Origin of the sequence: Saccharomonospora azurea NA-128, from assembly GCF_000231055.2 — a bacterium.
In the GTDB taxonomy this organism is placed as follows: Bacteria; Actinomycetota; Actinomycetes; order Mycobacteriales; family Pseudonocardiaceae; genus Saccharomonospora; species Saccharomonospora azurea.
Window position 1 is genome coordinate 833,014 of the sequence record NZ_CM001466.1, and the last position, 15,083, is coordinate 848,096.

Consider the following 15,083-nt stretch of genomic DNA (forward strand, 5'->3'; position numbering starts at 1 on the left):
AGCTGCTTCGCGCGGTCGCCGAGCCCCGCGGCGTCGAGCACCACGACAGCCGCCCCGTCCTGCGCCGCCAGGTCGGCCGGTTGCTCCGGGGCGACCGACCACTCGGGCACGAACGTGAAGGCACCGCCGTCGTGTCGAGGCCCGTTCGCGGCGAGGACCGGCCTCATCGCCAGGCCTTCGATCCGGGCGAGCACCTCACCGCGCTCGTCGGTGAGCTCGGCGTCGAACACGGCGTCGCCCGCCCGTCGGCGGAGCAGGACGTACGCCGACCGCTCCAGCGCCCCCGCCACCTCGACCACGTCGACCGAGTACGGGAGGTGCGCGATCCCGTCGGTGTGGGCGGCCAGCATCCCCGCCGCTTGCAGCACCGCGTCGAGCATCACCGGGTGGAAGTGGTGCTCCCCTTCCTCGGCCGGGTGGTCGGTGTCTCTCAGCACGACGACGGCTTCCCGCTCGGCGAAGCCGAGTCGTTCGATCGCGCGCAGGCTGCTCCCGTACACGAAACCGTGCCGGGCGAACTCGTCGTAGCACTCCACGCCGTGACGCCACGTCCCGCAGCGCGACACGGCAGCGTCGACGTCGACGGGCGCCGTCGCCTGCGGGGTGACGAACACGATCCGGCCAGTCGCGTGACGGCGGCTGCCGGAGCCCTCGCTCACGAGCTCGTAGCCGACCGCGTCGCCGTCCGCGGTGAGCCGCATCGTCACACGTCGCGGGCGCTGTCCGGACAACACCACGGGCGCCTCCCAGGTGACGTGCTCGACGCGGGACACGGGCGCGCGCCCGTCCGCCCCGAGTTCGCCCGCCAGCCGGGCCATGTCGAGCACCACCACCCCGGGCAACACCGGCTCGTCGTTCAGCACGTGGTCGCGGAGGTAGAACTCCGTGCCGGTCAGGGTCTTGTCGAAGGCGCACGTGGACAGCGTCGACACGTTCGTGTCGAGCAGGAAGCGGTGGAGCCGCCGCGCGCGTTCCCTCTCGGGCGCCGACGCCATGGCGCCCGCAGTCCGTTCGGGCCAGAACCGCGTGCGGGCGAAGGGATAACCGGGCAGGGCGATCCGGCCGGGCTTCTTCCGCGGGTACAGGAGAGTCCAGTCGATGTCCTCGCCCTCGGCCCACAGCGCGCACAGCGACGGGAGGTCGCCGTCCTGGGCGAGCGCACGCACGAAGGACTCCCAGGCGCTACCGCGTAGCATCCGGCGGCGTCGAGTCTGTGCCGTGCCGTGGCACACCGCGTCGTTGGCCTGCGCGTCGGCGATGTCGTCGAGCGCACGCAGCAGTGACTCCCGGTCGGCCGCGACGACGGCGGCGCGGTGTTCGAAACCGTCACGTCCGGTCTGGAGAGTGAACGCCACGTCGGGCAGAGCGACGTCGTGCGCCCGGAGGAACTCCGCCAGCCGGCGAGCCACGTCCTGCAACCCCTGCTCGGTCCGGGCGGACAGGGGATAGGCCAGGTCGCCGTCCGTCCGTGCGGGCGCGGTGACCGGGCGCGGAGTCGCCTCGTCGAGCACGAGGTGGGCGTTCGCGCCACCGAAGCCGAAGGAGCTGAGGGCCGCACGGCGCGGCAGCACGCGCCCGTCAGGGTCCTGCGGTCGCGGCCACGGTCGCGTTCGATCGACCACCGTGAACGGGGTGCCGGTCAGGTCGATGTGGGAGTTGAGCGTGCGCTGGTGCAACGTCGCGGGCAGCACGCCGTGCTCCAGGGCCAGCACGGTCTTGATGAGCCCCGCCACGCCCGCCGCGGCTTCGAGGTGTCCGATGTTCGTCTTCACCGAGCCGAGTCCGCACGTGGGTCGGTCGGGCATGGACCGCCCCGCCGACCGGTACAACTCCGCGAACGCCGTCGTCAGACCGGACACCTCGATCGGGTCGCCCAGCGCCGTTCCGGTGCCGTGCGCCTCGACGTAGCCGACCGTCGCGGGATCGCCGCCCGCCGCGCGGTGCGCCGCCACGATCGCCTCGGCCTGTGCGTCCGGGCTCGGCGCGGTCAGGGAGTTGGTCCGGCCGCCGTGGTTGAGAGCCGATCCCACGATCACCGCACGCACCGGGTCCGCGTCCCGCTCCGCCGCGGCACGCGGTTTGAGCAGCACCACCCCGACGCCCTCGCCGCGCACGTAGCCGTCGGCGTCGTCGTCGAAGGCCTTGCAGCGCCCGTCCTCGCTGAGCATCTCGTTGCGGCTGAGCGCCACGTACAGCGACGGCCGGAGGATCAGGCTGACCCCGCCGGCGAGCGCGAGGTCACACGCTCCGGTCCGCAACGCGGTGCAGGCGAGCTCGACGGCGGTGAGCGAACTCGAACACGCCGTGTCGACACCGAGACTCGGCCCCCGCAGATCCAGCAGGTACGACACCCGGTTGGGGATCACCGACAATGCCGAGCCGGTGATGGTGTGGCCCTCGATCTCCCGGCCGGCGTCCTGCAACACCTCCGGGTACTCGGAGTTCGTGACACCGAGGAAGACCCCCACCCGCTTGCCGCGCAGGTCGCTCACGCGCATCCCGGCGTTCTCGACCGCGTGCCACACGGCCTGCAGCACCAGCCGCTGCTGCGGGTCCATCAGCTCGGCCTCCCGCGGCGAGATGCCGAAGAACGCCGCGTCGAAGCAGTCGACGTCCGGCACGAAGCCGCCCCACCGGGACCGGGAGTCCTGCTCGAACTCGCGCCAGTCCCACCGCTGCGGCGGGATCTCCTCCACGAGGTCCCGTTCCTCGACGAGATTCGTCCAGAAGGCGTCGAGGTCGGGCGACCGCGGGAACCGTCCCGCCATCCCGATGATCGCCACGCCGCTCGACCAGGCAGTGAGGCGCGGCTCCTCGCCGCGAGCCGCGACCTCGGCGATCTCGGAATCCTCGGAATCCTCGGAGTCCTCGGGGGACCTCGGCGTCTCGGCGCCGGAGCCCCCGAGGTGGGCGGCGAGCGCCGCGAGGGTCGGGCGGCTGTAGAAGAGCGTGGGCGTGACCTCCACGGCGAAGCGCGAGGCGACCCGGCTGCTCAGTGCCGTGAAGGACACCGAGTTGAGTCCGAGCTCCCCGAAGGGCGTGTCCGGTGGGACCTGGTCGGCGGGCAGGCCGGCCAGCTCGCCGACCAGCTGCGCCAGCTCGCGTTCGACCGTGGAGTGGTGTGTCCGCCCACGGGACTCCGGTGCGGTTTCCGCCGCGACTCCCCACTCCGCGCGCAGCCGGGGCAGCGGCGACGCGGCCAGAGTGGACCGATCGACCTTGCCGTTCAACGTCTGCGGGAACGACCGCAGCTCGACGAGGACGTCGGGGATCATGTACTCGGGCAGCCACGAGCGCAGCTCCTCACGGCTCCGTTCGTTCCGTCCGTCGCCGAGATAGCACCCGCGCAACCCGGTGTTGCCGAGCCCGTCACGCGTCGCCACCACCACGGCGTCCCGCACACCCGGCAGCGCCCGCATCGCCTGCTCGATCTCGGCGGTCTCCACCCGGTGTCCGCGGATCTTGACCTGGTTGTCCAGCCTGCCGAGGTAGTCGAGCCGCCCGTCCGGTCGCCGGCAGACCTCGTCACCGGTCCGATACAGACGGACCGCGGGCCCGCCCAGGACGGGACGGGACACGAACCGTTCGGCGGTCAGTTCGGGCCTGCGCAGATAGCCGCGGGCCAGGCCGTCGCCGCCGATGTAGAGCTCACCGGGCACACCGCTCGGGACCGGTCTGCCCTCGCCGTCGAGCACGTACAGGGTGGTGTTGGCGATGGGCGTGCCGATCGTGACCTCGTCGCCCGGACGGATCCGGGCGACCGTCGACCAGATCGTGGTCTCGGTCGGACCGAACAGGTTCCACAGCTCGGCGTTGCCCTCGGCCAGCCGCGTGGCCGTCTGGGGATCGAGCGCCTCACCGCCGCACAACACCCTCAGGTTCGCGTTGCCCCGCCATCCGGCCTCCAGGAGCATCTTCCACGTCGCCGGTGTCGCCTGGACGACGTTCGCCGCACCCGACTCGATCTCGGCCCGCAACCGCGCCCCGTCGCGGGTGACCTCCTCGGGCGCGATGCGCACCCGACCCCCGGTGATCAACGGCAGGTACAGCTCCAACGCGGCGATGTCGAAACACACCGTCGTCAGCGCCAGGAGACAGTCGTCGGGCCCGAAGCCCGGTTCGCGTGCCATCGAGGTCAACAGGTTCGTCAGCGCCCGGTGCCCCACCTCGACGCCCTTCGGTTTCCCGGTCGAGCCCGACGTGTAGATGACGTAGGCCGTGTCGTCGGCACCCGCGTGGCGTTGCTCCGCCGCAGGAGGGGCCGCGGCGATCGCGCCGGAGTCGGTGTCGAGGCACACGACCGGAGCGGCGTCGCCGAGGACGGGGGCGATCGTCGACCGGGTGACGACGAGATTCAGTTCGGCGTCCTCGACCATGTACGCCAACCGCGAGGCGGGATACGTCGGATCGAGGGGAACGTAGGCCGCCCCGGCGCGCTGCACCGCGAGCAGCGCGACGACGAGGTCCACCGACCGGTCGAGCAGCACACCGGCGACCGACCCGCGCCCGATGTCGCGCGAGCGCAGGTACCCGGCCAGCCGGTCGACCCGGCGAGCCAGCTCCGCGTAGGTGACCGTCTCGTCGCCGTACTCCACGGCCACGGCGTCCGGAGTGGACGCGGCCCGCCGGAGGAACAGGTCGCACGTCGTCGACTCGGCGGGATACTCCCGGCGCGTGGCGTTCCACGCGTGCAGCTGGGCGATCTCGTCCGACGTCAACAACGCCGCCGAGCCGATCGGCCGATCGGGTTCGGCGAGGACCTCGGCGAGCAGGTGTTCGAAGTGCGCGCCGAACCGTCGCACGGTGTCGGGCCGCAGCAGGTCGGGGTTGAACTTGAGTGTGTACCGGCACCCGTCGCCGTCCTCGATGACGTCGAGCGTCAGGTCGAACTCGCCCTCCTGGTGGACGCCGTCCACCATGCCCCTGACCAGCCCGTGGCCCCGGTGCCGCCCGGCCCAGTTCTGGAAGTAGAACGCCACCCCGAACAACGACCGTCCGGGATGCCGTCGCCGGGCCCGGAGTTCCTCGTCGAGGCGCAGCAGCGGGTAGGCGCTGTGGTCGAGCGCGTCCGACACCGTCGTGCGCACCCGACGCAGCAGCTGCGCGAACGACGTGGCGGGGTCGACCTCCTCGGCGAGCACGACCATGTTCATGAAGTAGCCGAGCACGTCGTCGAACCCGGTCCCCGGACGTCCCGAGGTGGGGGTGCCCACGACCACCTGACGCTGCCCGCCGTACCGGTGGAGCACGGCCAGATACCCGGCCAGCAGCACGCTGAACAACGAGGTGTGCTCGGCGGCGGCGAGCCGGCGGGCGCGCTCGACGAGCTCGCCACCGAGCAGGCCCTCCACGCTGTCACCCCGGAAACGGGGCACCTCGGGCCTCGCCGAGTCGAGCGGCAACGCGTCCGGGGACAGCTGCTCGGGCAACCGGGCCAACCAGTAGTCCCGGAGCCGCTCGCCCTCGGGACCGGCCAGCAGGTCGCGCTGCCAGGACACGAAGTCGGCGAACGTTCGCGACGGCGGCTCGGTGCTCGGGTACCGGCCGTCGCGGATCGCGCGGTAGGTCGTCTCCAGCTCGTCCAGGAAAAGTCCGATGGACACCCCGTCGAACACGATGTGGTGCAGGGTCACCAGCAGGGCCTTGCGGCCGTCCGGGAGCGTGTAGAGCGTCGCCCGCACCAGCGGCCCGGTGTCCAGGTCGAACGGGCGGCGCACCTCGTGCCGCATCCGCTCGGCGAGCATGCCGGCGTCGTCGGTGAGCGGATACTCCTGGGTGAACGGCAGTGCGCTCCAGCCCGCGACGACCTGGACCGGCCCGTCGTCGGTGGTCCGGATGGTCGTGCGCAGCGCCCCGTGCCGGTCGAGGAGGTGCTGCAGGGCCGCCCGCAGCGCCGTGACGTCGACGTCCTCCTCCAGCCAGGAGGCCACGGGCAGGTTGTAGGCATAGTTCCCCGCGGCGACCTGTTCGAGGATCCAGAGCGCTCGTTGCCCCTCGGACAGAGGGAACGTCGAGGTGGGCGGCTGCTCCGCCGGCGCGGACAGCAGGCGTGTCGCCACCGCCGTGGTCGGGGGCACGTCCACCGGCCGCCCGGCCGACGGCTCGGTCTCCCGCCGGGTCGAGGGCTCGGGCTGCGTCTGCGGCTGTGGCCGCGGAGCAGGCGTGATCAGTCCGGCGTGGACGACGTACTCGACGATCTCCCGCACGGTGGGGTACTCGAAGAAGTCGTTGACCGACAGCTCGATCCCGAAGCGCTCGCGGACCCCCGCGACGATCTTCATCCCGGTCAGCGAGTCGAACCCGTACACGTGCAGGGAGCGGTCGACGTCGATCCGCTCACCGAGTTTCAGAGCGTGCTCGACCACCGAGGCGCACTCCTCGACGAGAGCGGCGTGGTCCTGGGCGCTCTCCGGTTCGTCGGCCGGCTGTGACGGCGCCGGCGACTCCACGGCCGTCTCCTCTGCCGGAGCGTCCACAGTGTCCTCCGCGGTCCCCGGGACCGGGGCCGCCGGACTCTTCTCACGCTCGCCGACGAGGACGGTCTGCCCCAGGTCTCGGCCCTGCGAGTCGCACCGACCCACGTGGACGACCGGGGAGAAGCCGTGCTCGGACAGCAGCTCTCGCCACGTGTCCGGCCGGGCGAGCGGCGAGTCGGGGATACGGACGGCCGGGTCGTCGAACAACCACCAGCCGTCCAGGGTTCCGCCGCCGATGGTGTTGCTGCACCGGACGCTGGTCAGCTCGTTGAGCACGAGCCATCCGCCCGGCCGCAACAGCCGCGCGATCCTGGTGAGAGTGGCCGACAGGGTCGACGTGGCGTGCACGACGTTGGTGGCGAGCACCAGGTCGAACCCGCCGGGTTCGAAGCCCTGCGACTCGGGCTCGGCTTCGAGATCCAGCAGGCGGAAGCGGACGAACGGGTGCCGCCCGCCGAACTCCCGTTCACCGTGTTCGAGGAACAGCGTGGACACATCGGTGAACACGTACTCCACGCGGTGCGCCGCCGAGGCCACCACGGGCAGCACCCGGTCGGTGGTGGCACCGGTGCCCGCCCCCAGTTCGATGATCCGCACGGGGGCGTCCGGCGAGGTCCGGGCCAGGTACTCCCGCACCGTCTCGGCCATCAGGTCGTTGAACGCGTCGGTCAGCGGGTTGCCCCGGTAGAAGTCGCGCACGCGCTCCATCGAGCCGTCCGGGAACATGATCTCGGTCGCCCGCCGGCGACCACGAAGGACGTCGGGATAGCGCTCCAGACACGATTGGGTGAGGGTGACGGTGGAGCGGAGATCGGGATGCTCGGCCGCGAGCCGCTCGAACCGCGCCGCCACGGCGTCGGCGGTGCGCGCGGTCGCCGCCGCGGGCAGCACCCGCACCGCTGTCCCGTCGGCGGCCAGGTACCCGGCGTCGATCAGGATGTTGAGCAACGCGTCGGTGAGCCGGGCGAACCTGTCGGCGATACCCAGCTGCCGCACCAACGCGGTGCGCTCGTGCCGCTCGCCCTCGTGGTGGAACACGCCCATCCGCCGGAACGCGTCCAGCAGCGCGTCCTCACAGACGTCGTCGAGATCCGCGTAGGCCTGGCGGATCCGGTCGATCTCGGCGTCGGCGGGGCGGTTGCGCTGTAGCGTCGCGGCCACCGCGGCAAGCCGCGACTGCTCCACGGCAGTCGACGGCGGTTCCCAGCCGAGGGCGCGCAGTGCTCCCGGTCGCGCACTGATCGGCACGACCTGCGGCACACCGCTGCGCAGGATCGCCTCCACCGCCGCCACGCCGTGCGCGGTGCCGAAGGGTTCGATGCCGAGGTCGGCGAACAGCGTCGCCAGCCCGGGTCGTGCTCCGGAACCCACCTGGCCCCAGTAACCCCAGTTGACCACCCGGACCGGGCACGTCAGTCCGGCCGACAGCGCGTAGGCGTCCTCGAACGTCGTCGCTGTGGTGTAGGCGCCGTTGCCCGCCGCCGCCGCGAACGCGCCGATCGAGGAGAAGAACACGACGAAGTCCAGCGGCTCGTGTCGTAGCTGCTCGCCCAGCGCCACGCTGCCGTCGACCTTCGCCGCCAACGCCTCCCGGAAGCCGTCGTCGTCGAGCTCGGTGAGCGTCCGGGTGTCGAAGCTCATCGCGGAGTGGATCACTCCGTGCAGCGCCCCGAACCGCTCCCGTGCCCGGCGCACCGCCTCGGTCACCGTGCCGGGACGCGCCACGTCACCTCGAACGTGCAGGACGTCGCCACCGGCGGCGCGCACCCGGTTCACGCACTGCTGGTGGTGCGCGGACAGGGGGCCCCGGCTGAGCCACACCAGCTTCGCGCGGTGGGTGCGCGCGAGGTACTCCGACAGGGCCATACCGATGCCACCGGTACCGCCGACGAGGAGGTAGACCCCGTCCGCCCGGAACGTGGGCCCGCCGTCGTCGGCCAGCGTGACCTGCTCCAACGCCCGCGTGTACCGCACCCCCTCACGCAGCAGGACGCTGCGCCCGGTGCGACTCACGGGTTCGGCCACCACCGCTCGGGCCAGCGCCGATCGTGCCTGGTCGGTCGCGGTGTCGGACTCCGAGACGTCGACCGCGACAGCGCGCAGGCCCGCGAACTCCTTCGGCAGCACCTGCGTCAGGCCGTGGCACGCGGCGGCGTGGGGGTTCGTTCCCCCCTGGCCGTCCGGCCGGTACACGTCGCTGGTGACCACCGTCAGCGTGCGCGGCTGGCCGGTCCGATGCAGGCGACGCGCCGTGCGCAGCAGGGAACGGACACCCGTGCGCAGGTCTTCGTCGAGCGACGCACCCGCGCCGACGCCTCCGAGGTGATAGACGTGGTCCGCCGTGTCCAGGACGGACGGGTCGACCTCCTCGTCCGCGCGCAGCACCACGACGCCGGCATGCGCATGGCACTCGGCGATCCGCTCGCTCAGCCACGGCCAGCGCCCGCCGGTCAGGATCACGACGCGGCGCGACGACACAGCCGTGCGGGGGTCCGGGAACTCCGTGACCTCCGCCGTCGAAGGAGTCCACACCGGACGGTAGTAGTCGGGTGCCCGACCGGCCTGCGGGCTCACCGCTGGCACATCGCTACTCGTCGTCCGGGCGGTGGCCGGGAGGTCGGGGATCCAGTACCGCTCCCGGGCGAACGGGTAGGTGGGCAGGGCGATGCGGTGGGGCCACGGCTGCTCGTGCAGGCGAGACCAGTCGACCACGGCGCCGCGCACCCAGTGCGCGCCGAGCGCCGCGACGTCGCGGTCGGCGACCGCTCGCTCCAGCTCGTCGGCGGCCACACGGTGCTCCCGGTCGGCCTTGTCACCGACGTCCACGCCGTTGTCGTCACCGTCGGCATAGTTGCGCAGCCGATCGCGGGCCTCGGCCAGGCCGCTCGCCACGAAGGCGAGGCGGACGGCCATCGCTTCGCGGCCCGTCTGCAGGGTGTAGGCCAGGTCGGCGAGCGACAGCGCCGGGTCCTCGGCCGTGAGCCGGCGCGCGATGCGATCACCGAGCTCCGCGGGCGAGGACAGGCCCAAAGCCCCGGGCACCCGCACCCCGAACCGCTCCCGCACCAGGTCCGCGAGGGCGACCTGCTGCGCCGCATCCGCCCCGAGGTCCGTGAGGGCGACGTCCGGGTCCACGTCCTCGGGCGCGACGTGCAGCACGCGCGACGCCATCCGCACGCACTCGCTCCGGCACCGTGCAAGCAGGGCCTCGTCCACCGCGAGCGCGTCGTCGAGGAAATCCGCCAGCTTCCCGGCATAGACACGCAGCCGCTCCGACGTCCGCGCCGACAGGACGACGAGTTGCGGGCCGCGATCGGGCGTCGGCGCCCGATCGGCCTCGGGCACGTACTCCTCGACAACGAGGTGCGCGTTCGCTCCGCCACCGCCGAACGAGCTCACCCCGGCCACCCTGGGGAGCTCGACCCCGTCGGCGTCGCGCGGGCGTGGCCAGTCACGGAGGCGCTGGGGCACGACCAGCGACGACCCCGAGAAATCGATCTCCGGGTTGAGCTCCTCCGAGTACAGCGAGGGCGCGATCTGCCCGTGCCGGAGCTGCATCAGCACCTTGGTCAACCCTGCGATGCCGGCCGCGGACTCGAGGTGCCCGATGTTCGACTTGACCGACCCGACCGGGCACTCGGCCGCGGTCTCCCCGGAGCCCTGCCCGGAGAGCGCGGTGCGCAGACCGGCGATCTCGATGGGGTCCCCGAGGGGAGTTCCGGTGCCGTGCGCCTCGACGTAGCCGACGCGGTCCGGCTCGATCCGGGCGGCGCGCAACGCGTCCTCGATGACCTTCGCCTGCGCGGACGGGCTGGGCACGGTGTACCCGACCGTCTTGCCGCCCGCGTTGATCGACGAACCCCGCAGGATGCCGTAGATGCGGTCGCCGTCGGCCACCGCGTGTCGCAACGGCTTGAGCAGCACCGCGCCCGCGCCCTCGCCGGCGACGAACCCGTCCGCACCGGATCCGAAGCTCCTGCAGCGGTCGCCGTGGGAGATCATCGAGCGCCGTGAGTACAGAGCCAGGTGCTTCGGGTGGAGGATCAGGTTGACGCCGCCGGCCACGGCGACCGGGCACTCACCACGCCGAATGCTCTCGCAGGCGAGGTGGATCGCGGTGAGCGACGCCGAGCACGCGGTGTCCACCGCGAGGCTGGGCCCGGTGAAGTCGAAGACGTAGGACACGCGGTTGGCCACCGACCAGTGGTCGGTGTGCGCGTCGGTGTGCACCCCAAGGGCACTCGCCTCGCCGCCGATCCACTCGTAGTTGCTGTTCATCAGCCCGGCGAACACGCCGACGGGGTTGTCCTCGGCCAGCCGTCGAGGCGGGTATCCCGCGTCCTCCAGCGTCGACCACACGGTTTCCAGGAACAGCCGTTCCTGGGGGTCCATGTTCTCGGCCACGGTCGGTGAGATCTGGAACAGCAGCGGGTCGAACTTGTCCACATCGGTCAGGAACCCGCCCCACTTGCTGTAGCTCTTCACGGGGTCGGCCCCGGACGGGTCGAAGTGCGCGTCGACGTCCCAGCGGTCCTGCGGGACCTCGGCGATGCTGCTGCGTCCGGCCCGGAGGTTCGCCCACAGCTCCTCCGGCGTGTCCGCCCCCGGATACCTGCCCGCCAGGCCGATGACGGCAATGCCTTCCGTGTCTTCGGCGCCGCCGGTGGTGCCGTGTCTCTCGTCGAGAGCGTCGGCCCGCTCGGCCTGCGGCCCTGCCGCACCAAGGCCGAGTTCACGCAGGAGCCGGACCAGTGCGGCGCGCTGGTCCCCACCGATTCTCGGTCGGTTCGCCGTCACCGGACCCCCTCGTTCTCGATTCGAGCGGCCCGGCGCGAGGTCCGGGCGGTGAGCCGGTCCTCGTCCTGGGGACCGGCGTCGATCGTGGACATGCCGAGCTGCCGAGCGAGGCTCGCGACGAACGCGTTGACGGTCGGGTGTTCGATGAACGCCGAGGAGGGCACGGAGATCCCGAGCTCGGTACCCAACCGGGCGGTCATGTCGATCAGGATCAGGGAGTCGACTTCCAGCTCGAAGAGGTTCGCGTCGGGGTCGAGATCGCCGCTGTCCGCCCTGCCGAGGACCGTCGAGATCTCCTTCTGCAGGAACCGGCACAGGATCTCCGGCCGCTCGGCGGGCTCGGCAGCATCGATCCGGTGCCGCAACGACGTGCTCCCGGAGCCGGCCGGTGCGTCGGCGGTGAGACGTGGCGCGTCCACCCAGTGGCGAGTGGGCTCGAACGGGTAGGTGGGCAGTGAGACACGACGGGCTTGCGCGGGTCCGTACCACGTCGTCCAGTCGATCTCCGCACCTCGGCACCACAGGTCGCCGACCGCGTCGAGGAAGCGATCGAGCGCGGGGTCGCCGGGCCGCCCGGGGCACACCGGCACCGGTGACAGCCCGGCGTCGCTCAGCAGACTCTCGACGTCGCGGACGTGCTCCCCGTCCGCCGTCCTCGACGCCGTGGCCCAGGTGCGCGGGTCGGCGAGCTCGTCCGGTGTCAGCCACCGTCCGTCCACACCCACCGGAATGCGTGCTTGTCCGGCCCGGATGTCGGGCACGGACCCGCCTCCCGAGTCCCGGCTCCACGCGAGGGTGAGCACGGCGTCGAGATCGAGCACGCCCGCGAGGTGACCCGCCACCAGCTCGCCCGCACCCTCGCCCACCACCGCGTCCGGTCGCAGGCCCCAGCTCTCCCACAGCTTCGCGAGCGCGTACTGACCGGCGACCGATGCCACCGCGCCCTCACCACCCAGCAGGGACGTCGCCGACGCCACGCGAGTCCCGAGGGCACGCACACACTCGTCGACGGCGTCGCGGAACACGGGAAAAGTGCCGTGGAGCCCGAGGAACAGCTCGTTGTCCGGCTCGCCTCCGCACAGGAAGGCGAACGCCACGTCGCCGTGCACCGCCCCGGATCGCCCGCTTCCCGGCGTGGCCAGGGCGAGCGTCTTCGCGGCCTGTCGGGTGTTCCGGCAGACGAACGCGCGGCGGTGCGCGTGCGTCGCCCGGCCGACCGCGAGCGTGCGCGCGACCGAACCCAACTCCAGGTCGGAATGGCGGCGCAGGTACCGGCTCAGCGACCGGGCCAGCCGGTCGAGGGCCTTCTCGGACCGGGCGGAGAGGACCAGCAGCTCGGCCTCGCGAGCGGGTGGCGCCGTGTCCGGCACCGGCGCCTCCTGCAGGACGACGTGGGCGTTGGTTCCGCCGATACCGAACGAGCTGACCCCGGCCCGCAACGGGCCGTTCCCGTCGTTCCACTCCCTCGGCTCGGTGACGACCCGGAACGGGCCCGCCGTGAAGTCGATGTCCGGGTTGGGCGTGTCGAAGTGCAGGCTCGGCACCAGCGTTCGGTGGCGCAGCATCAGGGCCGTCTTGATGAGCCCCGCCATTCCGGCCGCGGTGTCGAGATGGCCGACGTTGGTCTTCACCGACCCCAGCGCGCACCGCCCGGGCGCGTGCTCGGCGAACACCTCCGAGAGCGCCTCCACCTCGATCGGGTCGCCGAGTGGTGTCCCGGTTCCGTGGGCCTCGACGTACGACACACTCTCGGGAGGACATCCGGCTGTGCTCAGCGCCTCGGTGACGACCGCGGCCTGTCCGGCCGCACTCGGGGCGGTGTACCCGGCCTTCACCGCGCCGTCGTTGTTGACGGCCGAGCCCTTGATCACCGCGTGGACGACGTCGCCGTCCTCGACGGCCTCGGCGAGCGGTTTGAGCACGACCACCCCGACCCCGCTGCCGATCACGGTGCCCTGCGCCTTCGCGTCGAACGCACGGCAGTGCCCGTCCGGAGAGAAGATCATCCCCTCCTGGTGGGCATACCCCTGCCGGTGAGGCACCTTCACGTGCACCGCGCCCGCCAGCGCGATGTCGCACTCCCCGGACAGCAGCCCCATCCCGGCCAGGTGCACCGCGACGAGCGACGTCGAGCACGCCGTGCCGACGTTGACGCTCGGGCCCTGCAGGTTCAGCTTGTACGACACCCTGGTCGCGAGGAAATCCTTGTCGTTGGCCAGCATGAACCGGTAGTGACCGACAGCCGAGGAGGCGTGGTAGCGGTCGGCGAGGTTGGACAGCAGGTAGGTGTTCATGCCCGCACCGGCGTAGACGCCGATCCGACCGGGGAACCGACCCGGGTCGTAGCCCGCGTCCTCCAACGCCTCCACCGAGCACTCCAGGAACTGCCGGTGCTGCGGATCGAGGATCTCCGCCTCGTCGTGGGGAATGCGGAAGTAGTCCGCATCGAACCGATCGACTCCGGACAGCACCTGACCCGCCTTGACATAATTCGGGTCGGCGAGGACGGAGTCGGGAACGCCCTCGGCACGCAGCTCGTCGTCGGAGAAGAACGTCACGCTGTCGACGCCGGAGCGGAGGTTCTCCCAGAACTCGTGCACGGTCGCCGCTCCGGGGAACCGGCACGCCATCCCGATGATCGCGATGTCGGTCTCGGCGATCTCGTACTCGTACTGCATCTCGCGCTCCCTACAGCTTGATGCCGATGTCGGCGGCGATCGTGTGCATGTCCAGGAAGCCGCGCGCGACGAACCGGGCGGCGTCCTCACCGGATCCGAGCTGCTGGAAGAGATCGACGAGCTCGGCCTCGTGCGCGGCCGTGTCGCCGCGCCCCTCCGCGATGTCCATGACCACCACGTTCAGCCGGTCCTCGATGTCGGCGATGTTGGCGGCCCGGGGGAACTTGATACTGAACGTCGAGCGGCTGAAGTTCTCGTTGCGTCGGGTCGACCGCAGGTGACTGGACGCGTTGAGCTTGTAGAACATGCAACCCCAGTGCTTGAACGAGTAGTAGTTCAGCAGCGGGAACAACGTGCAGTGGGTCTCCATCGGAGACGAGTCGTAGAGCCCCTTCTCCCTCAGCTCCGCGATGATCTGGTCGGGGTCGTAGCGGTAGCGCATCGCGATGAACGGGAACACGATCTTCGGCAGTTCCTCGTCTTCGGCGAACAGGATCTCCTCGACGGCCCCGTCGAACAGCTCCTCCGTGAGCTTCTCCCCGAAGGTCTCGTAGAAGCCCCGGACGACCTCCCGCACGTTGGACTCCATCGTCAGAATCTGCTGCGGGTCGGCACACAGGACGATGTAGGGGATGCGGTGGGTGTAGGCGTACAGGATCGCCCTGATGACGAAGAACGTGCGGCAGGAGACGCACGGGAGCTTCTCGTCGAGGTACTTGCCCGGCTTCGACGGTGCGGACCGGTTGAAGACGTCCCGCATCATCGTCTTGATGTTGTCGTCGTCGGAGTCCAGCACGAACGTGGCGGGGATCTTCTCCTGCGCGAGCCGGATGTTCTCGGCCGCGTGCGCGCTCTCGAAGGGAACGTCGAAGGTGTACGACAACACCCGCTTGCCGTAGGTGTTGACGAACTTGTCCAGCATGTAGGTGCTGTCCTTGCCGCCGCTGTACATGAAGAGGCAGTCGTAGTCACCGTGCGGGTTCGGCCCGGCGTTGGTGAACTCCTCGTACACCTGGTTGGTGTAGGTGAAGTTCGCCAGCAGCTCGGCGCCGATGTCCAGCTTGCAGATGTTGCACACCCCGTCGGAGCTCAGCGTCACGCCGGGATGACCTTCGGCGAGCGCACACACGCG

Annotated in this window: 3 protein-coding genes (1 of these 3 running past the window's edge); all 3 read right to left on the reverse strand. The window is 71.2% G+C overall.

Annotated features, from left to right (window positions below; translation table 11 throughout):
• Tightly spaced (at most 10 nt apart), the 3 genes in view from SACAZDRAFT_RS03840 to SACAZDRAFT_RS03850 form a layout consistent with a single transcriptional unit that may run on beyond the window.
• Positions 1-11,273: the 5' end (the start) of a non-ribosomal peptide synthetase gene (locus SACAZDRAFT_RS03840; RefSeq protein WP_082245290.1), read on the reverse strand. The gene continues 13,450 nt to the left of window position 1, outside the view; only the first 11,273 of its 24,723 coding nucleotides appear in the window; its start codon is at positions 11,271-11,273; its stop codon lies off the left edge, out of view.
• Positions 11,270-13,951, reverse strand: coding sequence for a type I polyketide synthase (locus SACAZDRAFT_RS03845; RefSeq protein ID WP_005438878.1), 2,682 nt, complete (start codon positions 13,949-13,951; stop codon positions 11,270-11,272). Before SACAZDRAFT_RS03845 ends, SACAZDRAFT_RS03840 begins: the two co-directional genes overlap by 4 nt.
• Positions 13,952-13,961: 10 nt before the next feature.
• On the reverse strand, positions 13,962-15,050 hold the full coding sequence (locus SACAZDRAFT_RS03850; protein WP_232286356.1) for an adenine nucleotide alpha hydrolase family protein: 1,089 nt from the start codon (positions 15,048-15,050) through the stop codon (positions 13,962-13,964).
• Positions 15,051-15,083: the final 33 nt, after the last annotated feature.